Origin of the sequence: Leucobacter sp. VD1, assembly GCF_037150695.1 — a bacterium.
Classification (GTDB): domain Bacteria; phylum Actinomycetota; class Actinomycetes; order Actinomycetales; family Microbacteriaceae; genus Leucobacter.
On the sequence record NZ_JBBCPO010000004.1, the window covers coordinates 20,554 to 43,535 of the forward strand.

General features: G+C 67.5%; 20 protein-coding genes. 17 read left to right on the top strand and 3 right to left on the bottom strand.

What is annotated here, in order from left to right:
* Nucleotides 1-9: 9 nt before the first annotated feature.
* Entirely contained in the window at nt 10-1,413 is a 1,404-nt protein-coding gene (locus tag WFL22_RS12085) for an O-antigen ligase family protein (RefSeq protein WP_336993019.1), read from the bottom strand.
* 48 nt (nt 1,414-1,461) lie between these two features.
* Here WFL22_RS12085 and manA point away from each other — a divergent pair, with 48 nt between their 5' ends.
* The 5 genes from manA to WFL22_RS12110 all read left to right on the top strand — a co-directional run bounded on the left by manA (nt 1,462) and on the right by WFL22_RS12110 (nt 7,794).
* Nucleotides 1,462-2,769 (top strand): mannose-6-phosphate isomerase, class I, encoded by a 1,308-nt coding sequence (gene manA, locus WFL22_RS12090; RefSeq protein WP_336993020.1) that lies wholly within the window; start codon nt 1,462-1,464, stop codon nt 2,767-2,769.
* Between the two features lie 75 nt (nt 2,770-2,844).
* Nucleotides 2,845-3,315 (top strand): hypothetical protein, encoded by a 471-nt coding sequence (locus WFL22_RS12095; RefSeq protein WP_336993021.1) that lies wholly within the window; start codon nt 2,845-2,847, stop codon nt 3,313-3,315.
* The gene (locus WFL22_RS12100) at nt 3,315-4,262 is read left to right on the top strand and encodes a bifunctional riboflavin kinase/FAD synthetase (protein WP_336993023.1); all 948 of its coding nucleotides are present in this window, start codon (nt 3,315-3,317) and stop codon (nt 4,260-4,262) included. Before WFL22_RS12095 ends, WFL22_RS12100 begins: the two co-directional genes overlap by 1 nt.
* A gap of 188 nt (nt 4,263-4,450) precedes the next feature.
* The gene (locus tag WFL22_RS12105) at nt 4,451-6,628 is read left to right on the top strand and encodes a DEAD/DEAH box helicase (protein ID WP_336993025.1); all 2,178 of its coding nucleotides are present in this window, start codon (nt 4,451-4,453) and stop codon (nt 6,626-6,628) included.
* A 128-nt stretch (nt 6,629-6,756) separates the two neighbouring features.
* Complete coding sequence (locus WFL22_RS12110; RefSeq protein ID WP_336993027.1) at nt 6,757-7,794, top strand: 6-phosphofructokinase; 1,038 nt, start codon at nt 6,757-6,759, stop codon at nt 7,792-7,794.
* A gap of 14 nt (nt 7,795-7,808) precedes the next feature.
* Here the strand turns inward: WFL22_RS12110 and WFL22_RS12115 are convergent, their stop codons facing one another.
* Nucleotides 7,809-8,081 (bottom strand): mycoredoxin, encoded by a 273-nt coding sequence (locus tag WFL22_RS12115; protein WP_336993028.1) that lies wholly within the window; start codon nt 8,079-8,081, stop codon nt 7,809-7,811.
* Nucleotides 8,082-8,385: 304 nt separating this feature from the next.
* Here WFL22_RS12115 and WFL22_RS12120 point away from each other — a divergent pair, with 304 nt between their 5' ends.
* Genes WFL22_RS12120 through ilvA form a run of 5 tightly spaced genes read left to right on the top strand, consistent with a single transcriptional unit; the run spans nt 8,386 to nt 13,911 of the window.
* Nucleotides 8,386-9,666 carry an inorganic phosphate transporter gene (locus WFL22_RS12120; protein WP_336993030.1) on the top strand — a complete coding sequence of 427 codons (1,281 nt, stop codon included), beginning with the start codon at nt 8,386-8,388 and terminating at the stop codon, nt 9,664-9,666.
* The gene (locus WFL22_RS12125) at nt 9,663-9,962 is read left to right on the top strand and encodes a hypothetical protein (RefSeq protein WP_336653146.1); all 300 of its coding nucleotides are present in this window, start codon (nt 9,663-9,665) and stop codon (nt 9,960-9,962) included. Before WFL22_RS12120 ends, WFL22_RS12125 begins: the two co-directional genes overlap by 4 nt.
* Nucleotides 9,963-10,008: 46 nt before the next feature.
* Nucleotides 10,009-11,412 carry an aldehyde dehydrogenase family protein gene (locus WFL22_RS12130; protein ID WP_336993033.1) on the top strand — a complete coding sequence of 468 codons (1,404 nt, stop codon included), beginning with the start codon at nt 10,009-10,011 and terminating at the stop codon, nt 11,410-11,412.
* A 58-nt stretch (nt 11,413-11,470) separates the two neighbouring features.
* Nucleotides 11,471-12,664 carry an AI-2E family transporter gene (locus tag WFL22_RS12135; RefSeq protein WP_336993035.1) on the top strand — a complete coding sequence of 398 codons (1,194 nt, stop codon included), beginning with the start codon at nt 11,471-11,473 and terminating at the stop codon, nt 12,662-12,664.
* Nucleotides 12,664-13,911 (top strand): threonine ammonia-lyase, encoded by a 1,248-nt coding sequence (gene ilvA, locus WFL22_RS12140; RefSeq protein WP_336653143.1) that lies wholly within the window; start codon nt 12,664-12,666, stop codon nt 13,909-13,911. The genes WFL22_RS12135 and ilvA overlap by 1 nt, the downstream gene beginning before the upstream one ends.
* 25 nt (nt 13,912-13,936) lie before the next feature.
* On the opposite strand, the gene WFL22_RS12145 is transcribed toward ilvA, so the two are convergent.
* Nucleotides 13,937-14,536, bottom strand: coding sequence for a TetR/AcrR family transcriptional regulator (locus WFL22_RS12145; protein WP_336653142.1), 600 nt, complete (start codon nt 14,534-14,536; stop codon nt 13,937-13,939).
* A gap of 156 nt (nt 14,537-14,692) precedes the next feature.
* Between WFL22_RS12145 and WFL22_RS12150 the strand changes: the two genes are divergently transcribed.
* From WFL22_RS12150 to WFL22_RS12180, 7 genes are all read left to right on the top strand, one after another.
* Nucleotides 14,693-16,408: an amidohydrolase gene (locus WFL22_RS12150; RefSeq protein WP_336993037.1), complete on the top strand. Its 1,716-nt coding sequence runs from the start codon at nt 14,693-14,695 to the stop codon at nt 16,406-16,408.
* Between the two features lie 73 nt (nt 16,409-16,481).
* A complete protein-coding gene (locus tag WFL22_RS12155) occupies nt 16,482-17,894 on the top strand; it encodes an APC family permease (protein WP_336993039.1) in 1,413 nt (470 codons plus the stop codon).
* A 72-nt stretch (nt 17,895-17,966) separates the two neighbouring features.
* The gene (locus WFL22_RS12160; protein WP_336653139.1) at nt 17,967-18,638 is read left to right on the top strand and encodes a response regulator transcription factor; all 672 of its coding nucleotides are present in this window, start codon (nt 17,967-17,969) and stop codon (nt 18,636-18,638) included.
* 3 nt (nt 18,639-18,641) lie between these two features.
* Nucleotides 18,642-20,015 carry a sensor histidine kinase gene (locus tag WFL22_RS12165; protein WP_336993041.1) on the top strand — a complete coding sequence of 458 codons (1,374 nt, stop codon included), beginning with the start codon at nt 18,642-18,644 and terminating at the stop codon, nt 20,013-20,015.
* Nucleotides 20,012-20,980, top strand: a complete 969-nt coding sequence (locus tag WFL22_RS12170; protein ID WP_336653137.1) for a TAXI family TRAP transporter solute-binding subunit — start codon at nt 20,012-20,014, stop codon at nt 20,978-20,980. Before WFL22_RS12165 ends, WFL22_RS12170 begins: the two co-directional genes overlap by 4 nt.
* A 236-nt stretch (nt 20,981-21,216) precedes the next feature.
* Nucleotides 21,217-21,963, top strand: a complete 747-nt coding sequence (locus tag WFL22_RS12175; protein WP_336653174.1) for an amino acid ABC transporter ATP-binding protein — start codon at nt 21,217-21,219, stop codon at nt 21,961-21,963.
* Nucleotides 21,964-22,030: 67 nt separating this feature from the next.
* Entirely contained in the window at nt 22,031-22,942 is a 912-nt protein-coding gene (locus WFL22_RS12180) for a glutamate ABC transporter substrate-binding protein (RefSeq protein ID WP_336653136.1), read from the top strand.
* Nucleotides 22,943-22,982: the final 40 nt, after the last annotated feature.

Genomic DNA, 22,982 nt, shown 5'->3' on the forward strand with positions numbered 1-22,982 from the left:
TTCACGGGGTCACCGTCGCGGGGATTCTCGCGGCAGCTCGATCGCCCCGGTGCGGCGGGGGATCGGCACTCTGCGCCACGGCAGCGCTGTCGGTTCGGCGTCCTGAGAGGGCAGTTCGAAGTCGAAGCGTGATTTGACGGCGAGCAGCACGAGCAGCACCCAGTTGCCTTCGATGAGCAGGCGACTTTCGGTGAACGACTGCACCACGAGCGCCACCATCACGAGGAAGGGCCACAGCGCGCTCGTCGCGTATGGGAGTGGTGGTCCGAAACCGCGCCGGGGCGGGTCCACGGCGCGGAACCAGACGCGCCACACAGTGAGCACCACGAGCGGGGCGAAGGCGAGCACGCCGACGATGCCGAGCTGTAGCCACACATCGAGCCAGGCGTTGTGTGCGCTCATCACAGGCAGGCCGGCCTTCACGTCGAGCGACTTGAACGGTTCGGCCCACGGCGCCCAGTAGCTCACCCAGCCCCAGCCGAACCAGGGGCGCTGCTCGGCCAGCCCGATCACGGCATGCCAGGTTTCTAGCCGACCCGTCATGTCGCCGCTCTTGCCGAGCAGGCCGAAGACGAAGTCGCGCGCGAACAACACCGCGAGGACGGCTGCTGCGATCAGTGCGCCGCCGGTCGCGTAGAGCGGCACCCGCCGCTCCGGGCCCAGCCGCCGGGCCCACAGAGCAAGGGCGAGTGCGACGGCCACAGCTGCGAGCGCCACCCACACCGTTGCTCCTCGGGTGAGTAGCAGTGTCGCGGCTGAGACAATCACCCAGAACCACCCTGCGAAGGGGCGCACGAGGCCGGCCCGCAGTTGGATGCCGAAGACGATCAGGCCGAGCAGTGCGAGGAAGCCGAGCAGCACGGAGCTGGCGACCAAGCCCTGAATGGGCCCGCCTGAGAAGAGCAGGTCGCGGCTCCAGTAGAGCAGCTTCGAGGGTTTACCGCTCTCGGGCACGTCAACGAACACCAGGAAGTTCTGAAAGATAGGTTCACGGATGACGAGCGACACCCACAGTTCGAACACCAGGGACAGCCCGAGCAGGTACCGTAGTGCCGTGCCGAGCGTGCGCAGCACTTCGTGCCAGGTCAACACGAAGGCGAGCACGACCGCGAGCAGTGTGGTCGCGAGCTGTGCGAGCACGCCGAGCACGCTCTCGAATCGGTACTGCGACCAGGCGATCGACAACACGGCGAGTGCCAGGAACCAGTAGAGGGGTGCCGGCAGGCGGTACCAGCGGAACCGCGCCGGCTTCTCGCGCACGAACAGCATGATGCCCACCGCGGTGAATGCGACGGCCAGTGCGAGGAATCCCCACCAGCCCACGACGTTACGCACGCCGTTGCTGCCGAGGGTGAGCACGAACACGCCGATCGCGTATGCGCTCACGCCGAGTCGGGTTCTGCTCTGCGCCATAGTCGGTATGGTAGAGCATTGGACCTCCGTGACGGCATGAGGAGTGGCGTGCTGATCTTCATCGAGAACACCCCCCGCGCATATGCGTGGGGGTCGAAGGATGCTCTGCCCGACATGTTGGGGCTTGCCCCCACGGGCGAACCTCAGGCCGAGTTGTGGCTCGGCACGCATCCTGGCAGTCCCGCGCATGTCGCGAAGGCTTCGGCTGGTGCGCGCACCTTGATCGATCTGGTTGAGAGTGATCCTGAGCGCTACGGTGTCGATGGCGGATCGCTGCCGTTTCTGCTGAAGGTGCTCGCGATCGGCGCGCCGCTTTCACTGCAGGTGCATCCTGATCGGGCGCAGGCGGCGGCCGGCTACGCGGCTGAGGAGGCCGCCGGGGTGCCGCGGGATGCCCCGCATCGCAATTATGGCGACGCCAATCACAAGCCGGAGCTGCTGGTTGCGCTCAGCGAAGTGACGGCCTTGAGCGGTTTTCGGCCGCTTGCTGAGGCGCGCCGTGAGGTGCTGCTGCTGGCGGCTGCGGCCCGGAGGGCGGGTGCTGCTGAGGGTGCTGCGGCGCTTGAAGCGGTTGAAGCGCGTTTGCGGGGGGCGGATCCCGGGGCGCTGCGGCGGGTGTTCCTCGAGTGGGTGTTCAGCGGCGACCCGGTTGTGGCGAGCGCCCTCGATGGTGTGTCGGCTGCCGTGCGGTGCGGTGCTGCAGAGGAGCCGGGCTCTGCAATGGCAGCTCGCGATGCCGATCCGCGTATCGACAGTGCCCGTACTGTCGCACTGCGCGAGCTCGTGGGCGCGCATCCCGGCGACCCGGGTGTGCTCGTCTCGGTGCTGCTGCACCTGGTGCGGCTTGACCCTGGTGAGGCGCTGTACTTGCGCGCCCGTCAGCTGCACGCCTATCTGAGCGGTATCGCTGTCGAGGTGATGGCGTCGTCTGACAACGTGCTGCGCGCAGGCCTCACGCCGAAGCATGTCGATATCGCCGAGCTCTGCCGGGTCGTCGACACCGACGAGATCGCCGAGCCGCGGTTCGCGGCTGAACGGGTGGCGCGCGGCCTCCTGGCTTGGCGCCCCGATGTTCCCGATTTCGCGCTGCTGCGCGCGAGGCTCTGCGATCCCGAGCAGAGCGCCGAAGGGGCGGCGCCTGCCGATAGCGCACCTGCTGTCGAGGTGCCGGCGAGGCACCCGCTGGTGCTCGTGGTGACTTCTGGGAGGGTGCGCGTGGAGCGGCGGGCCGAGGGCGAGCACGGACTCGCCGAAGTCGCGTCGGCGAGACGCGGGCAGTCGCTCTACGTTTCGGCAGGTGATCCGATCAGGCTCACCGGTCACGGCGAGGTGTTTCTCGCGACGGTCGGCGGCTGAGAGCTGCCCTGGGCGGGCGCGGGTAAGCTGGGCGTCGTGTCGAACCCCGGGTCCAACAGTGAACAGTCTGCCGTCGTGACGAGCGCCACGGATCGGCTCGGCGGTCTGGGCAAGGTGCTGATCGCCGTGTATCTCGTGCTGGCGATTGCGGCGACGTTCCGTTCGGTTTATCAAATCCTCACGAAGTTCGATGAGGCGCCTGTAGCATATGCGCTGTCGGCACTCGCCGGAGTCGTCTATATCGTTGCAACGGTCGCACTCGTGAAGAGCGGTCGTCGGGGTCGGCAGGCTGCGGGCGGCAGCGAGGCTGGCAGGGCGTGGCGTGTCGTGGCGTGGGGTGCGCTCGTTTTCGAGCTGGCGGGCGTGCTCATCGTCGGCACACTCAGCCTCATCGCACCTCAGCTCTTCGCGCACCCCTCGGTCTGGTCGCAGTTCGGCATGGGCTACCTCTTCATCCCCCTCGTGCTGCCCGTGCTGGGTCTGCTGTGGTTGCGCCGTTCCGGGCGACCAGCCGGTTCCGCATCAGCGGGCGCGGGAGCCCGCTGATGCGCGTCATCACCAGCCTCGACGCGATCAGGCCGGCCGACTATCCCGAGGGCAGCAGCGTCGCGATCGGCAAGTTCGACGGCCTGCACCGGGGCCACCAGGCGATTCTGCGCACCCTCGTCGAAGGTGCGCACACCGCAGGGCATCCAGCAGTCGTGCTCACTTTCGCCAATAACCCCCTCAGCCTGCTGCGCCCCGAGCGTTGCCCGCAACCGCTGATGAGTCGCGCGCAGCGCCTCGAAGGGTTCGCGGCGGCAGGTGTCGACGACTGCGTGATGATCGACTTCGACGAGGTTGTGGCGGCGATCCCCGCCGACGATTTCGTGCGCGAGGTGCTGATCGACGGCCTGCGCGCGCGGCACGTCATTATGGGAGCCAACTTCCGTTTCGGTGCGGGCGGAGCAGGCGATGGCGCCCTGCTCGAAGCTCTGGGGCAGCGCTACGGGTTTTCCGCGCAGCAGCTCGACCTGGTCGCCGCCGATGGGGTGGGCCAGGCCTCGTCATCGCGTGTGCGCGAGGCGGTGCTCGCGGGCGATGTCGACGCGGCTGCCGCAATGCTGGGCCGCGCGCCCGTCGTGCGCGGCGAGGTGGTGCACGGCGATGCGCGGGGGCGCGAGATCGGGTTCCCCACCGCGAATCTCGGAGGCGAGATCGAAGGGCTCGTGCCCGCCGATGGCGTTTACGCCGGCTGGGCCGTGATCGGAGACGGCGAGGCCGATCCGCGTCCCGCAGCGATCTCAGTCGGCAACAACCCCACCTTCACACCTGAGGGCCGTTCACGGGTGGAGGCCTTCCTGCTCGACTTCTCGGGTGATCTGTACGGACAGCGGATCGAGGTGCGCTTCGCGCACCGCCTGCGCGGTATGGAGCGCTACGACAGCCTCGAAGCGCTGCTGGAGCAGATGCACGCCGATGTGGCGCGCACCCGTGAGCTGCTCGCGCGCTGATTCGCCAGCCGCTTTCCTGAAATCAAGCAGGCCCACCGCCGCCCGCGGGTGGTAGGATTGCAGCACGGTCGCGACCCGCGAAGCGTTCTCGAGCCCCATGCCGCGCATGAGGTCAGGCTCCGAAGCCGCGTGCGACCGGGGTTCCGGCACGCAGGCCGTTGCCCGCACCACGCCGATCAGGAGATCCATTGGCACTCACCACTGCCGAGCGTCAGCCCGTTGCGAAGAACGCAGCCGAGCGCACGCCGAAGTCCTCCCGCGCCCAGAAGGGCGGCCAGCAGCGTGGCGGCGCTCGCCGCAAGCACACGCACAACGAGGGCATCATTCCGCTGCTCGCGCGAGCCGTGCGCGAGGTGGAGGCCTCGGCTCAGCGCGGCAAGGCCTCGCCGGCCGGCCGCACTAAGTTCCACGTGATCGCGCTGCTCATGCGCGAGGAACGCGCCAGAGTCAAAACCGATGAGAACGTGAGCGAGTCGGAGCGCGCCGAGACGCTGAAGCGTCTCGACGGCGTCGCCGCGATCCTCGCGAAGACCGCCGCCCGCGACACGAGCCTCATTACGCTGCTCGAGCCCGCCGCCCCCATCACCGAGGCGACGCGCCTGCTCAAGCGCAAGATGCTCACCCAGGCCGGTATCGAGCTGCCAGACGAAGAGCCCAGCAAGGCCGAGCCCGCGCAGGCCTTCGTGCCACCGGAGCTGGCCGAGCGCCAGGTGGAGCCCGCCGGCATCGAGTCGCGCATGCTCGCCAACCCCTTCCTCGCCCCAGACCTCACCCCGCCTCGCAAGCCCACCCCCGTGGTGCGGCTCGCGAACTGGGAACTGCTCGGGCCCCTGCTCAAGTCGTTCGAGCAGGGCGGCGGCGGCTCCGCGTGCATGGAGCTGCCTGATCCTCCCGTGCCCGACCGCCTCGCCCCTGCCGGACGCGAACTCATGCCGCACCAGGCGCGCCTGCTTGCGAGTGTGCGCGACGGGCATCGCAGCTTCCTGCTTGCCGACGAGCCCGGTCTCGGCAAGACTGCCCAGTCGGTGCTGGCGGCATCGGTGGCTGAGGCCTACCCGCTGCTCGTCGTGGTGCCCAACGTCGTGAAGATGAACTGGGCGCGCGAGGTGGAGCGGTGGACGCCGCAGCGCCGTGTGACGGTGATCCACGGCGACGGCCAGGACATCGACGCCTTCGCCGACGTGTTCGTGGTGAACTACGAGATCCTCGACCGTCACCTCAGCTGGATCTCGCGTTTCGGGTTCAAGGGCATGGTGGTCGACGAGGCGCACATGATCAAGAACGTGCAGTCGCAGCGGTCCCGCAATGTGCTCGCCATTGCCGAGAGTATCCGCGAGCGCACGCCGGGCGCTTCGCCGCTGCTGATCGCGCTCACGGGCACCCCGCTCATCAACGACATCGACGATTTCCGCGCCATTTGGCGCTTCCTCGGTTGGATCGACGCCGAGAAGCCCGGCCCCGAGCTCATGGCCAGCTTGGAGAGCAACGGCTGGACTCCCGCAGACCCCGCCTTCTACCCTGAGGCGAGGCAGAGTGTCGTCGATATGGGCATTGTGCGCCGTCGCAAGATCGATGTCGCCGCAGATCTGCCGGCGAAGCGCGTAGTCGATCTGCCCGTCGAACTCGACGACGAACTCGGCCGCGGTATTCGCGATGCCGAGGCGAAGCTCGCTCGTAAGCTTGTTGACCGCTTTACGGCGGTCAAGAGCGGCAAGCTGGGCGCGAAGCTGTCGGACGAGGCGATCATTCGCATGGTCTGCGCGCAGGAGCTCGAAGAGTCGAACGCTTCTGCCGACGGCATGAACGTCTTCACGATGGTGCGCCAGATCGGCCAGGCCAAGGCCGGGCTCGCGGCCGACTACACGGCGCAGCTCGCGCGTTCCGTCGGCAAGGTGGTGTTCTTCGCAAAGCACATCGATGTGATGAACCGGGCCGAGACGCAGCTCGCCGAGGCAGGCTTGCGCACGGTGTCGATCCGCGGCGATCAGACGGCCGCGTTCCGCCAGGAGCAGATCGATGCCTTCAACAAGGATCCCGATATCGCTGTGGCGGTGTGTTCTCTCACGGCGGCCGGTGTGGGTGTGAACCTGCAGGCCGCGTCGAACGTGGTGCTCGCAGAGCTGAGCTGGACCGACGCCGAGCAGACGCAGGCCATCGACCGTGTGCACCGCATCGGTCAGGAGGAGCCCGTCACCGCGTGGCGCATCGTGGCGGCGCAGACAATCGACGCGAAGATCGCGGAGCTGATCGACGGCAAGGCGGGGCTCGCCGCGCGGGCGCTCGACGGCGCTGCGGCTCCTGCGGAGGAGGCCGATTCGGTGCAGCTGCTCGCCCTCATGGGCGTGCTGGAGCGGGCGCTGCGGTAGGCGGCGGGTCTGGCCGGTTTCGTTCCGAATCTGGCGGTATCTGAGCTGTTGATCGCATTCCCGCCATCGCTAGTCTGGGGGAGGCGGTCTGCTCCGCCGTGCGATTGGCGAGACGAGGGAGATTCCACATGCGCATCGGTGTGCTCTGCTCAGGCGGCGACAGCCCAGGCATGAACGCGGCGATCCGCGGCGCGGTGCTGCGCGGAGTGGACGTGCACGGCTTCGAGATGATCGGCTTCATGGACGGCTGGCGCGGCTTCCACGAAGATGACTGGATCCCGCTCGACCGGCCGGCGGTGCGCGGGCTGTCGCCCCTCGGCGGCGTGATGCTCGGCACGAGCCGCGTGCCCCCGTTTCCGAAGGGCAGCGACCCTGAGCTTGGCCTGCGTGCGGTGCGCGAGCGCGTCGCGGCGTACGGCCTCGACGGCTTCCTGCTGATCGGTGGCAACGGCACACAAACCGTGGCAAGCCTGCTCAACAGCGGCGGGGTGCCGACCATCGGCCTGCCCAAAACCATCGACAACGATCTCGGCGGCACCGACTACACCTTCGGGTTCGACACCGCGGTGTCGATCGCGTCTGAGGCCATCGACAGGCTCCGCACCACAGGAGAGTCGCATCGGCGCTGCATGGTGCTTGAGGTGATGGGCCGCGACGCGGGGTGGATCGCGCTGCACGCTGGCATGGCGGCGGGTGCGCAGGTGTCGCTGATCCCGGAGTTTCCGGAGTCGATTGAGCAGATCGGGGAGTGGGTGCTGAGCGTGCGCGATCGCGGCCGCTCCTCGCTCGTCGTGGTGGCCGAGGGTTTTCGCCTCGAGGGTACCGATCAGGCGGTCACCCGTGACGGGCTCGACGCGTTCGGGCGGCCGCGCCTGGGTGGCATCGCCGAGGTGCTGGCCCCGCTCATCGAGCAGCGCACGGGCATTGAAACGCGCGCCACCGTGCTGGGGCATGTGCAGCGGGGCGGATCGCCAACCGCATTCGACAGGGTGCTCGCCACCCGCACCGGCATCGCTGCCGCCGACGCTGCGCTGGCGGGGCGATGGGGCACGATGGCGGGCCTGCACGGCGACCGCATCGAGATGGTGCCGCTGGAGGCGGCGATCGGTCGGCTGAAGACCGTGCCCGCCTCGCGCTACGAAGAGGCGCGCCTCAACTTCGGGTAGTGCCGCAGTCTCAGCTATAGCCCGAGCGCAGCCTTGACGTCGGCGAGCGACGGATTCGTGGCCGTGGTGCCGTCGGGGTACACCACAGTGGGCACGGTCTGGTTGCCGCAGTTGACGTGCTCGACCAGCTCGGGGGTGCCGGGGGTGCGCTCGATATCGACCTCGGTGTAGCCGATGCCGGTCTTATCGAGCATCAGCTTGAGGCGCTTGCAGTAGCCGCACCACTCCGTCGAGAACATGGTGATGGAGCCCGCCTCGGGCACGAAATCGGTCAGCGCTGCGGTCATGCGTCTACTCCTCTGTTCGCGATGCGATCCGCCAGCCAGCCTACCCTCGCGGTATCCGAAGCCACCGGGTGTCTCCGCGGCCGCTGCCCACGCGAGCTGCCCCAACGCGTCAGCGGAGGAGTCTGCGTGTTCCGCACCCCAGGTGAACGAACGGTGAACTTGGCCACCTGGCTTGACCTGTGCGGAGGGAGGTGAAACCATATGTACGGCGCGCGCGGTGTGCCGGTGTCCGCGGAAAAACTGTGAACATCGGGTGTCTTCGCGGGTGATCCAAGCACCACATGCTCCCGAACGAAAGACGCCGGTGGAACTCACTCTCATCGTGCTGCTGGTCATTGTGCTGGCGCTCTTCTTCGACTTCACCAACGGCTTCCACGACACCGCCAACGCGATGGCGACGCCCATCGCAACGGGGGCCCTCAAGCCGAAGACCGCGGTGCTGCTGGCCGCGATCCTCAACCTTGTAGGCGCGTTCCTCTCGACGGAGGTGGCCAAGACGATCTCTGGCGGCCTCATCAACGAGGGAGACGGCGGGGTGCTCATCACCCCGGAGATGATCTTCGCCGGCCTCATCGGCGCCATCGTCTGGAACCTGCTGACCTGGCTCTACGGGCTTCCATCGAGCTCGTCCCACGCTCTCTTCGGCGGCCTGATCGGCGCAGCCATCATCGGCGCTGGCATCTCCTCGGTCAACGGCGGCGTTTTCCTCTCGAAGATCCTCATTCCGATGCTCGCAGCACCGCTGACCGCTGGTATCGTCGCCTTCACCGCGACCCGCGTGGCCTACGCGATCACGCGCCGCCACGACGGCAAGAAAGACGGACGCGGCCGCTTCCGCTACGCGCAGATCGCTTCTTCCTCGCTGATTGCGCTGGCTCACGGCACCAACGATGCGCAGAAGACGATGGGCGTCATCACGCTTACGCTCGTCGCGGCCAACCTGCAAGATCCAGGCACCGGCCCGCACCTCTGGGTTATCGCCGCCTGCGCGTTCGCGATCGCCCTCGGCACCTACTCGGGCGGCTGGCGCATCATCCGCACCCTGGGCTCGGGCCTCACCCAGGTGAAGCCCGCTCAGGGCTTCGCCGCAGAGACCAGCACCGCTGCCACGATCCTCGCGTCAAGCCACCTCGGTTTCGCGCTGTCGACCACGCAGGTCGCCTCCGGCTCGGTGATCGGTTCCGGTCTCGGCCGCCGCGGCTCCAGTGTGCGCTGGCGCGCGGTCGGCCGCATTAGCCTGGGCTGGCTCTTCACCCTGCCCGCCTCGGGCATTGTCGCAGCTGTGGCTGCGCTCATCGCGCACATCGGCCCCGTGGGCATCATCATCGACGCCGTGCTCGGTTTCGGCTTCATCCTCTTCATCTTCTGGCGTTCGCGTCGCAACCGCGTCGATCATTCGAACGCGATCCCGGTGCCCGATGTCGCCGAGGCAGGCTACGCCGTGCGTGTGAAGAAGGGCAAAGTCAAGAAGGTCAAGACGCACACCGGCACGATCCCGCCCCTCACCCCCGTCGCGCAGTCGGCGGTGCGCGACGATATCGCGGCGCGTGAGGCCGCGAAGGCTGCCCGGGAGGAAGAACGATGAGCATCGACTGGATGGCGTTTCTAATCGTCTTCGTGGCGGCACTGTTTTCGGCCGTGTTCGTGGTGGCCTTGTACTCGCTCGGGATCCGCTTCCTCGCGACACCGGCACCGCGCGCGCGTGGCATCGACGGCAGCCTCGAGCCCGATGGCCCCTCCCGCGACGACGAAGACGACGATGTCGACGACGCCGGCCGGCCCCGTTGGGCGACGGTGGCCGCCAACGTCTGCTTCACGCTGTCGGCCCTTGCGGTGCTCGTGGGTATCTTCCTCATCATTCCGGCGCTGCACTTCTGGTGAGTTGCGCTCCCCGGCATCAGTCGGGGGACGGGAGTAGCCTGGGCGCATGAACGAGACCCAGGTGGAGCGGATTCCCGGCGTTGTGGCAGGCCTGCGCCACAGTTTCGAGCGTGGCGTCACCCGCCCCGAGCCGTGGCGGCGCGAGATGCTCAGGCGACTGCGGGCCCTGCTCGTGGAACGCGGCGACGACTTCGAGCGCGCATTGTTCGATGATCTCGGCAAATCCGGCACGGAGTCGCAGCTCACCGAGATCGGCTTCTTGGTGGCCGAGATCGATCACGCGCTCGCCCACCTGCACGGCTGGATGCGGCCGCGCCGTGCCGCCGTGCCCCTCGCGGCTCAGCCTGCGGCAGCGCGGATCGTGCCCGAGCCGCTCGGGATGGCGTTGGTGATCGCCCCCTGGAATTACCCGCTGATGCTCGCGCTCTCACCCGTGATCGGGGCGATCGCGGCGGGCAATGCGGTCGTTATCAAACCGAGCGAGCTCGCCCCCGCGACGGCGCGGCTCATTGCGAGCCTCGTGCCCGACGCGCTCGACCGTCGCACGGTGGCCGTCGTCGAGGGCGGCGTGCCGCAGACCACAGCGCTGCTCCAACAGCGCTTCGACCACATCTTCTACACGGGCAACGGGCGGGTGGGCCGCATCGTAGCCCGCGCGGCAGCCGAGCACCTCACTCCGGTCACCCTCGAACTCGGCGGCAAATCTCCCGTCTACGTCGACGACACCGTCGACCTTGCAGAAGCGGCGAAGCGCATCGCGTGGGGCAAGTTCATGAACGCCGGGCAAACCTGCGTGGCCCCCGACTACGTGCTCGGCAGTGCGCCGGTGCTGCGCACGCTCGGCCCGCTGCTCGCCGAAGCGATCCACACCCTCTACGGCAGCGCTCCGCAGCGCAATCCCGATTACGGGCGCATCGTCAACGACGCCCAGTTCGGGCGTCTGCTCGGCTACCTCGACGACGGCGAAACGCTCATCGGCGGCGGTCACGATCGCGCCGACCGCTTTCTCGAGCCGACCGTGCTCGTCGGGGTCGATCGCGATGCAGCAGTGATGCGCGACGAGATCTTCGGCCCGATCCTGCCGCTTGTGGAGGTCTCCGATCTCGACGACGCGCTCACCGTGGTCACCGGCCGCGACAAGCCGCTCGCAGCGTACGTGTTCAGTGACTCGGCGGCGGTGCGTCAGCGTTGGGAACGCGAGACAAGTTCGGGTGCCTTGGGGTTCGGGGTGCCGGTGCTGCACCTCGTGGTGCCCGAGTTGCCGTTCGGTGGGGTCGGCGAGAGCGGCACCGGCGCGTATCACGGGGAGCGTTCGTTCCAGGTATTCAGCCATGAGAAAGCCGTGCTGTCGAAGCCGCTCACGCCCGACACTCTCGGGGCCACCATCATGCCCCCGTTCACCCCTCAGAAAGACGCGCTCGTGCGTCGATGGCTGCGTAAACTGCTCTAGCTCGCGGCGCTGCCCCAACATATGCCTGATCGCAGCGGGCGATCGGTAGGATTGTGCCGTGGAACAGCCCAGAAGCGAAGCCGGAGAAGCCGTGCACGACGATGCCGCGCATGAGCTGCCCCTCGGTGTGCGCGTGGCAGCCGCCTGGTCGTGGCGGCTGATTCTCATCGGCCTCGCCTGCGCCGGGTTCCTGTGGCTCATCGTGCAGGTGCGGATCATCGTGATCCCGTTGCTGGTCGCGATTCTGCTGACGGCGCTGCTGTCACCCGTGGTGCAGTGGTTCCAGAAGCGCGGTGCGCCGCGCTGGTTGGGGGTGATCTTCGCCCTCGCGATGTTCGTCGCAGCGGTGTGGATCCTCGTCACCCTCATCGCGACGCAGCTTCGAAGCGGCTTCGATGATGTGGCGCAGCGCTCCCAGGAGGCCTGGGTGGAGTTGCTGCATTGGGGTGAGGCGACCTTCGGGTTCTCGGCTGAGGAAATCGACGGCTTCACCGGCCAGCTCATGAAGACGATTGACGGGCACCAGTCGGAGATCTGGAACGGTGCCCTCGGCGTGGCCACCTCCGCCGGCCAGTTCGTGACGGGCACGCTACTCACCCTGTTCTCCCTGATCTTCTTGCTGATTGACGGGCGTCGCATCTGGTTCTGGGTGCTGGGGTTCCTGCCTGCGCGGGCGCACGCTCCGGTTGACGCCGCCGGTCGGGCCGGCTGGGTCTCGGTAGGGCAGTACGTGCGCGTGCAGATCTTCGTGGCGTTCGTCGACGCCGTCGGCATCGGTGCCGGCGCGGCGCTGCTCGGCGTGCCACTGGCGATACCGGTCGCGGTGCTCGTGTTCTTGGGCTCGTTCATTCCGTTCCTCGGCGCTATCACCACAGGCGCCCTCGCCGCGTTCATCGCGCTCGTCTACAACGGGCCTGTCAACGCGCTTCTCATGCTCGGCGTGGTGATTCTCGTCAACCAGATCGAGGGTCACGTGCTGCAGCCGCTCGTCATGGGCAGTGCGGTGAAGGTGCACCCGCTGGGCGTCGTGCTCGCGGTGTCGACCGGCGCGCTGCTCGCGGGCATCCCAGGCGCCTTGTTCGCGGTACCCATCGCGGCCTCGGCCAACTCCATCGTCAACACGCTCGTGCACAGGCAGTGGGATCCGGGATCGGATCCTGTCGCCGAGTACCACCGCCGCGAGAAAACCTCGCAGCGGGCGCGTCACCGCGCTCGCAATGTCGCGCGACTGCTGCGCAAGGAAGGACACTGATGAGCGAAGCAGCTCGCACCGCCCCCGCCCTCGAAGATTTCGAGCGTGCACTCGAAACGGTGCACCGGGTCACGCAGCGCACCCCGTTCGAATCGTCGCGCTATCTTGCCGAGGTGCTCGATGTGCCCGCGGTCTACCTGAAGTGCGAAAACCTGCAGCGTACCGGCGCCTATAAGCTGCGCGGCGCTTACAACCGTCTGACGCAGCTCACCCCGGAGGAGCGGGCGCGCGGCGTGGTTGCTGCCTCGGCCGGCAACCATGCGCAGGGAGTGGCGTTCGCGGCACGCGAGCTCGGCATCAAGGCGACGATCTTCATGCCCCTCGGTGTGGCATTGCCGAAGCTGCAGGCCACCAAGCACTACGGGGCCGAGGTGGTGCTCGAAGGGGCCACCTTCGACGAGACGAACCGGGCAGCGCAGCAGTTCGTCGAGCAGAGCGGAGCGATCTTCATCCCACCGTTCGACCACCCCGCGGTGATCGAGGGGCAGGGCACTGTCGCGCTTGAGATGCTGCAGGTGCAGCCCGACATTGAGACGCTGATCGTGCCGATCGGTGGTGGCGGCCTTATCTCGGGTGTCGCGGCTGCGGCGAAGCAGTGGGCCGCGCGCGAGGGCCGCCCGATGCGAGTGATCGGCGTGCAGTCGGAAAATGCGGCTCCCTACAAGCCGTCGCTTGAGGCCGGACACCCGGTGACGATCGAGACGCGACCCACGATCGCCGATGGCATCGCGGTCGCCCGCCCCGGCGAGCTGAACTTCGAGATGGTGCGTGAGTTCGTCGACGAGGTCGTCACCGTCAGCGACGACGATATTGCGCGCGCTATCGTGATGCTGCTCGAACGGGCGAAGCTCGTGGTCGAGCCGGCCGGTGCCGCAGGTGTTGCGGCGATTCTCGCGGGGAAGGTGCGCGCCTCGGGCGTGACGGCGACGGTTCTGTCGGGTGGCAACATCGATCCGCTGCTGCTGCAGCGCGTCATCGGTCACGGCCTCGCCGCGTCTGCGCGCTACCTCAAGCTGCGCATCCTGCTGCCCGACGTGCCGGGTCAGCTGGTGCGCACGGCGTCGATCGTGGCATCTCAGAACGCCAATGTGGTCGAGGTGATCCACACGCGCCACGCGACCGAGCTGCCCGTCAGCCAAGTCGAGCTGGAGCTGCACATCGAGACGCGCGGGCACGAGCACGGCGACGCCGTTGCGCAGGCCCTGCGTGATGCCGGCTACACGGTGCGAGTGGGCGAGCGGTACTAAGCTCCTACGCCCTGAACTCCAGGGGTTAATGGGGGAGTGGGGCGCCGGACTGTGCTGCGAAGAGGCGGATCGCGCGCCGCGCGTCGTCGAGAGTGATGCTGCCGCCGGCAACGATGTGCAGGCCGTAGGCGTCTTCGAGGGCGACGAAGTTCATGGCGATATCGTCGAGCGGGCCAGTCAGCGCGAATGCGCCGCTGGCGACACCCTCGGTGAGGATGCCGCGGTAGAGCTCGAGCTGTTCGCGGTAGAGCCGCTGCACGAGTTCGTCGTGCAGCGGCGACTTGCCGGCCAGCACGTCGAATTCGTAGAGCAGCCGCATGAGTGCATCGTCGGGGCCTTCGGGCAGGCCGGCCTCGACGGCGGTTGCGAGCTTCGCGGCTGCGCCCTGTTGCTGCGCGACGAGCGCGGCGCGTTCTGAGCCCACGCGCTCCATGCCGGCGGCATGGGCCTCGACGAGGATCGCTTCGAGATCGTCGTAGTAGTAGAGCAGCGCACCGCGCGTCACCCCGGCCTGGTTGGCGACGTCGGTGAGCGAGAGGTTGCGCAGGCCGTGCTCGGCGGCGGCGGTGAGGGCCGCGTCGACCACCTCGCGGCGGCGCTGCTTCTGGGTGCTCGGGCGTGCCATGCCTGCCAGTATGCCAGGCGTCGCAGCCGAGCAAGCCTCGGAATGACGGCTTTTCGCGAGCCGGGCGCAGGTTTCTTGACAAATGAGTAAATTAATTTACTCTGGAGTGAAAGAACTCGACCGCAGCGGCGGTCCCACTGAGCCTCAGGAGATGACATGGCCGTCGATACCCTCTACACCGGTGGCAGGATTCGCACCTTCGACCCCGACCAGCCCTGGGTCGAAGCCCTCGGCGTCACCGGCGATCGCATCACCTACGTGGGATCCGCCGCCGATGCCCCCGCCGCCCGCCGCACCGTGCAGCTCGAAGGGCGCCTGCTCACCCCCGGCGTCGCCGACACCCACAATCACCTGCTGCTCGGCTTCGACGACCTCGCCGTCAGTCTCGACCAGGTCACCAGCCTCGACGTCGTGCGTGCCCGCATCGCAGAGTTCGCCGAAACCCACCCCGAGCTCGAGTGGATCTGCGCCGAGAACGCCCTCTACTCCGTCGTCGAGGGCCGCCGTCCCAACGCCGACGACCTGGTGGGCGTCACCGACAAGCCCGTCTTCATCACCACCTATGACCAGCACTCCGTGTGGCTCAACCGCCCCGCGCTCGCGAAGCTCGGCATCCTGAACGGTGGCGACATCGCCTGGGGCAACCCCGAGATCGACAGCACCACCGGCGAGCCCACCGGCTGGGTCACCGACTTCTACACGAGCGCCATGACCATCAACGGCCTCGCCGAGTTGCAGCGCGACATCCCCATGTACTCGCCCGACCGCCGCTACGCGAAGATCGCCAACAGCCTCGACATGGCCGCCCGCTTCGGCATCACCACCGTGGTAGAACCGCAGGTGCCGCTCGCCGAACTCGACCTCTTCGCCCGCGCCGAGCGGGAGGGCCGCCTCACCAGCCGCACCATTGCCGCGATCTACCACCCCGTCGGCGCCGACGGCGACTTCCGCGCCCGCATCACCGAGGCGATCCGCGAGACACCCCAGCACGAACGTTTCAAGCTCGGTCCCGTCAAGCTCTACGCCGACGACGTTATCGAACCGCACACCGCCGCGATGCTGCAGGACTACGCCAACCGCCCCGGCCACCGCGGGCACACCAGCCTCGAACCCACCGAGTTCACCAGGCTCTTCACCGAACTCGACAGGCTCGGCTACCAGGTGCATACCCACGCCACGGGCGACTGGGGCATCCGCCTCACCCTCGACTCCATCGAGGCCGCCCAACGCGCCAACGGCCGCACCGACACCCGTCACGGCATTGTGCACGTCGAGTGCCTCGCCCCCGAAGACCTGCCTCGCTTCCGCGAACTCGGCGTGGTCGCGGCGATGCAGCCCCGCCACGCCTCACCGGATCTCGTGGCCGGCACCTGGATGGAGAACGTCGGCGAGACTCGCTGGGATCGCGCGTGGCGCTTCCGGTCGATGATCGACTCGGGCGCCCGCGTCACCTTCTCAAGCGACTGGCAGGTCGGCGAAATGGATCCGCTTGTGGGCGTCTACAGCGCCATGACCCGCGCCGGTCTCGACGGCTCGCAGGCGTGGACCCAGGGCGAGCGCGTGGGCCTCGACGCGACGCTCGAGGCGTACACGCGGGGCGGTGCCGAGGCGTTCCACCACGAGGGTGCGCTCGGCATGCTGCGCGTGGGGTACCTCGCCGACCTCGTCGTCTGGTCGGGCGACCTCTATGGCATGGAAGCTTCCGAAATCCTCGAGCAGCGCGCCGATCTGACAGTGGTGGGCGGATCCGCGATCCACGATGTCCACGGCGAGCTCGGCGGCAACGCGGCCGCGGCCACCGTGCAGGATCCCGCCGGAGCCGGTCAGAGCTGCACCGAGCCCGACGACAGCCACCACTGCCACAGCCACTGATCCGCCCCTCCCCGGGGCACGCCCCCGGGGAGCACCGCAGTGCTCACCACAACGATGTGTAAGAAGGACCCTCATGACCAGCCTCCCCACCCGCACCGGCGTCGCCGCCGGCGATGACCAGATCGCGCACGCTATTACCCAGGAGCCGGGCGCCCTGAAGCGCACCCTCAAGCTGCGCCACCTCGTGTTCATCGGCCTCGCCTACATGGCGCCGCTCGCGGTGTTCGACATGTTCGGCATTGTTGCCGACGAGACCGGCGGCCACGTGCCGCTCGCCTACCTCGTGGTGATGGTCGCGGTGCTGTTCACCGCATTCAGCTACTCGCGCATGGTGCGCTTCTTCCCGATCGCGGGATCCGCCTACACCTACGCAAAAGAAGCGATCAACGCGCACCTCGGCTTCCTCGTGGGGTGGGCGGCCACGCTCGACTATCTGCTGCTGCCGATGATCAACGCGATCCTCTCGGGCATCTACATGGGGGCGGTGTTCCCCGAGGTGCCGTTCTGGGTGTGGGTGCTGCTGACGGTGGGGATCTGCACGGCCCTCAATCTGGTGGGGGTGAAGCTTGCGGCGAGCATGAACGTGCTGCTCGTCTCGATCCAGCTCGTTGTGGCCGTCGTGTTCGTGGTGCTCACGATCGTCAACATCGTCAACGGTGCGAACGGTGCTGAGTTCACGGCGCGGCCCTTCATTTCGAGCGACATCCAGGTGGCGGCGATCGCCGCTGGTGCGGCGATCCTCGCCCTCTCCTTCCTCGGCTTCGACGCGGTTTCGACCCTCGCGGAGGAGGCGGAGAAGCCCGAGCGGGACATCCCGCGCGCGATTTTCATCATCATCGCTGTGGCCGGAGCCTTCTTCATCACCGTCACCTACGTGATGCAGGTGCTCTTCCCCGATGTCACCCAGCTCGGCGACATCGTGGGGGCCTCGCCCGAGATCGCGAAGTACATCGGTGGTGCCGCATTCCAGGCGATCTTCGTGGGCGGCTACATGATGGCCGTGCTCGGCTGCGGGATCACGCAGCAGATGAGCGCCGCGCGCCTGCTCTATGCGATGGGCCGCGACGGTGCGCTGCCGAAGCGTCTCTTCGGCGGCGTGAACGAGCGCACGGGCGTGCCCGTGGTGAACGTGCTCATCGTTGCAGCAATTGCACTCACCGCCCTCTTCGTGGATCTCGACCAGGCGGCCTCGATGATCAACTTCGGTGCCTTCATCGCCTTCACCTTCGTGAACCTCTCGGTGATCTTCGTGTTCTTCCGATTCTTGCAGCGGCGGTCTGTGGGCGCCTGGCTCGGCTTCGTGCTGGTGCCGGCGGTGGGCGTGGTCATCAACGTCTGGTTGTGGCTCAGCCTTGACGCGGTGTCGATGGTGATCGGCGGCATCTGGCTCGCCCTGGGCCTCGTCTACCTCGTTGTGAAGACGCGCGGCTTCCGCGCCGCCGCGCCAGACCTCACCGGCCCCATCAACATTGGCATGTACGAGTAGAGGGGCCTCGAACCGCAGGCGTGCGGGATAGCCTAGTCTGGAGGTGCCCTCGGACTAGGCGGATATCCCGACATGAAGATCCTGATCGTTGAAGATGACGCGCGCGTCTCCGATGCCCTGAGCGCCTATCTGCGTCAAGCGGGGTACACCACTGTCTGCGCTGCGAGCGGTGCGGCAGCCCTGGAAGCGCTCGGCGCTGACACCGAGGCTGTGCTGCTCGATCTCGGCTTGCCCGATATGGACGGGATCGATGTGTGCAGGCGGATCCGCGGCATCTCGGGCGTCCCCATCATTGTCGCGACCGCGCGCAGCCACGTCGAGGAGCGCATCAAGGGTCTCCACGCCGGCGCCGATGATTTCGTGGTGAAGCCCTACGATGTGCGCGAGTTGGTCGCGCGTATCGAAGCCGTCACCCGGCGCACACGACCACTGCCGGTCGACTCGGACGAGGCCTCGGGGATCACCGTCGACGGCGTATACATCGATTTCCGCAACCGGCTGGTGCTGGCCGACGGAGCCCCTGTCGAACTCACCCCCAAGGAGTTCGACATCGTCGCCGTGCTGGCCCGCTACCCGGGAGTGGTGGTGCCTCGCGACCGCATCATCCGTGAGGTGTGGGGCACTGACTGGAGCGGCTTCAACCGCTCACTCGAAGTGCACGTCGGCTCGATCCGCCGCAAACTCGCGCGCCCCTCGCTCATCGCGACACTGCGGGGCGTCGGATACCGGCTGACCGGGGCCTGAGCCGTGCGCACCCGCCTCATCATCGTGTTTCTGGTGCCGGTGACGGTGATTCTGCTGGCGTTGAGCGGTGCCTACGCCTGGAGCGTGGCGCGCAGTATCCAGCAGGAAGCTTCGAGTCAGCAGCTCGGCGACCTCGGCTACTTTCTCACCGGTGCCCGCCAGTCGCTGCGGGCCGCGAATCCGGCGGTGGTGGCGGGCGAGCTGGAGCGGTACAGCGAGCTGTATGGCACGCGGATCGCGGTCTTCGACCGATCGGGAACGCTCTGGGCCGCTGGCGGTCTGCAACCCGAGGAGATCGACGAAGAGATGACCGCTCAGATCGGTCTCGCACTTTCGGGGCGTCGCAGCGACCCGAATCTGACGGTACTGCCCTGGTCGCTCGGTGAGACCGTGATGGTCGAGCCCGTGTTCGATGACGGCAATGTGATCGGCGCGGTGCTGATCGCGGCGAGCGCCGACGCACCACGTGGTGAGATCCTGACCCATTGGACGCTGATGGTGCTGGTGTGCGCCCTCGTCATCGGCCTGTTGGTCCTCGCGGTGTTCCGTCTCGCCCGCTGGGTGCTGCAGCCGTTGTTGCGCGTTGATAACGCGATGGCCGCCATTGAGCACGGCGAGATGGATGCCCGCATCGCAGACGACACCGGCCCAGCGGAGATGCGCCGCATGATCAGGCTGTTCAATCAGATGGCGGAGGAGATCGAGCGGGTGGTGTCGCGTCAGCGGGAGTTCGCGATGAACGCCTCCCATGAGCTGCGCAACCCGCTCGGGGCGCTGCTGATGCGGGTCGAATATCTTGCGACCCGGCTCGATCCTCGCTGGGAAGACGACATCGAGAAGACCCGTGAGGAGGGGCGTCGCATGTCGCGAATCCTCGACACGCTGCTGAACATGGCGCGAGCCGGGCAACAGGATTCCTCGTTCGTCGCAGTTGATCTCGTTGAGCTCGTGGAGAGCCGCGTGGCAGCGTGGCGCGACGTGGCCCGCGAGCGGGGCCTCCGCATCAGGGTCGACGGTGCCCCTGGCGTGATGAGTTCGACCGATCGCACCTCGGTGGAGAGCGCCCTCGACGCCGTGATCGACAACGCCCTCAAGTTCGCACCCGCGGGCTCGACCATCGATGTGACGGTGCGACGAGATGGCGACTCCTGCGAGATCGCAGTGCGCGACCGCGGCCCCGGACTCGAAGCCGAAGAACTCGAACGGGTGAAGAGCCGGTTCTGGCGCAGCCCGCGCGACCAGAACGTGCCGGGTTCGGGCCTCGGCCTCGCGATCGCAACGGATCTGCTCACGGCGCTGCAGGGGAGCGTCGAGGTCTCCGCGCCCGACGGCGGCGGCCTCCGTGTCGCACTGCGACTGCCGGGGAGCGAACGATGATGCGGCGCAGAGCACGGGCGCGGGTCGTCGCCGCGGTAGCCGCGCTGGCGACCGCGCTGCTCGGGCTCACCGGCTGCGTGGGCCCCGACTACGCGAGCGACGAGCACTTCGAGATCGCCGGTGGCGGCACCACCGGGGTCTACTACGCCTACGGCGAGGAGCTCGCGGGCGCCCTGCACCGGGAGCTCGGGCTCGACATCACCGTCGCCGAGACTCACGGCTCGGTCGACAACCTGTTGCGGGTCGCAGCAGGGGAGGCGTTGCTCGGCTTCGCGCAGGGTGACACGGCGGCCGATGCGGTGCGCGGCACCGGCGACTTCGCTGATCCGCTCCCGGTGCGCGCAGCCGCCCGCGTCTACGACGAATACGTTCACCTGGTGGTGCCCGCCGAGTCGGAAGTGCGCCGGATCGCCGACCTTGAGGGTCGCAGGGTGTCGCTCGGGGCACCGAACTCCGGCGTGCAGGTCATCGCAACCCGCGTGCTCGCCTCCTCCGGCGTCGCGCTTGACCGGATCGAGAACCCCGAGCTTGGCCCAGATGCCTCGATCGAGGCGATGCAGCGAGGCGAGATCGACGCCTTCTTCTGGGTGGGTGGGCTGCCCACGCCGGGGATCGAGCGGCTGGCGAGGGCGATGCCGATCCGTCTGCTCTCCATCGAGGCCGACACTGTGGATCGCGTCAACTCCGGGCACGCCGGGGTGTACCGTCTCGCAGACTTCCCGGTGGGCGTGTACGGCATCGAAACACCGACGGTCACCATGACGGTGCCGAACTATCTGATCGTCTCGGAAGACGCACCCGACGAACTCGTCTACGACGTGGTGCGGGTGCTCTTCGACTCGCGCCAGGAGATCGGTCGCCGGGTCGCCGCGGGCGAATTCCTCGATCGACGGCAGGCCATTTTCACAGCCCCGGTGGAGCTGCATCCGGGTGCCGCCCGCTTCTACGTCGACGCCCGACGGTAACCCCTGGAATCGACGCTCCGCGTCGCGAACCTCAAGAAACGCTCAAGGGCACGCTCAAGAAAGCCTCAAGGCGGCTGACGCGCACGCGATCCGCTCTCTAGCGTTGGGGCCGATCGGTTCGACGACGTACCGCCCACCCGCACGGGTCGGCAGCGCCCGCCGAACCGTCGCAGCCAGGCCAGCCGCCTGCGATGCGCTCGCCGCATTGCAGGTCACGACCCAGAGGTGGAGACATGATGAGTGCGAGCGAACCGCTTGTCGTCGTGGAGAACGTGCAGAAGCACTACGGAGAGTTTCAAGCCCTGACCGATATCGATCTCACGATCGACGCGGGCGAGGTGGTCGTGATCATCGGGCCCTCCGGCTCGGGAAAGTCGACGCTCTGCCGTTCGATCAACCGCCTGGAGACCATCACCAGCGGCTCGATCCGCGTCGACGGCAGGGAGTTGCCCGCCGAGGGGAAGGCGCTCGCGAAGCTGCGCGCCGAGGTCGGCATGGTGTTCCAATCGTTCAACCTCTTCGCCCACCTGACGATCCTCGAGAACGTCACCCTCGGCCCCATCAAGGTTCGCGGCCTCAGCAAGGCTGACGCCGAGCGGGAAGCGATGGAGCTCCTCGCCAGGGTCGGCGTTGAGAAGCAGGCCTCGAAGCTGCCTGCGCAGCTCTCCGGCGGGCAGCAGCAGCGCGTCGCCATTGCCCGCTCTCTCGCGATGCACCCCAAGGTGATGCTCTTCGATGAGCCCACAAGCGCCCTCGACCCCGAGATGATCAACGAGGTGCTCGACGTGATGGTCGAACTCGCCAAGGAGGGCATGACGATGATCGTCGTCACCCACGAGATGGGATTCGCGCGGAAGGCGGCGGATCGGGTCGTCTTCATGGCCGACGGCCGGATCGTGGAGGAGGCCACACCCGACGAGTTCTTCACCCACCCGAAGAGCGACCGTGCCAAGGATTTCCTCTCCAAGCTCATCACCAGCTGAGGCGTCTGCGCCGCCAGGCGGCACCGACGACCCGAACACCCGAACCACCGATCGAAAGGAACACTCCATGCGTTTCAAGAAATCACTCGCGGCGCTCGGCCTTTTTGCCGCAGCGGCGCTGACGCTCACCGGCTGCAACAGCGGCTCCCCTGGTGCGACCGAGGGCGGCAACGACGCCCCCGCGGCAGCCAGCAAGACCCCGTGGGAGGTCGCGGAAGGCTTCACCCTCGAGGGCAGCCCCACATTCGACAAGATGGAGGAGCGCGGCAAGGTCGTGGTGGGTGTCAAAGAGGACCAGCCGGGCCTCGGTTACCTCGACAACGTCACCCAGGAGCGCAGCGGCTTCGATGTCGACATCGCACGCTGGATCGCCGCCTCGCTCGGCTTCGATGAGGAACAGATCGAGTACAAGGCGATCGCCTCGGCGAACCGTGAGCAGGCGATCGTGAACGGTGACATCGACTACTACGTTGGCACCTACTCGATCAACGACAAGCGCAAGCAGGACATCGACTTCGCCGGGCCCTACTTCGTGACCGGCCAGGGGCTGCTCGTGAAGAGCGACGGCGAGGACTACCAGTCGCTTGAAGAGCTCGCGGGCAAGACCGTGTGCTCGGCGACCGGCTCGACGCCGATCCAGAACATCAAGGAAAACTTCCCCGAGATCAAGACACAGGAGTTCGACCTCTACTCGGCCTGCGTCGAGAGTCTCGTCAACGGCCAGGTCGATGCGGTGACCACCGACCAGGCGATCCTCATCGGGTATGCCGCGCAGGATCCCGACAACCTCAAGGTGACCACCGGGCCGCTCCTCACCGAGGAGCTCTACGGGGTGGGCCTCCCGAAGGGCGACGACGTGCTGCGCACGCACATCAACGACCTCTTCACCGACGGCGGCACCATCTGGCAGGCAATCTTCGACCAGAACCTCGGCGATTCGGGGATCAAGGTCGAGCAGCCCAAGGTCGACGCATACTAATCGCTGCTGGCCGCCTGGGGCGGGGGTGAACCCTCCCGCC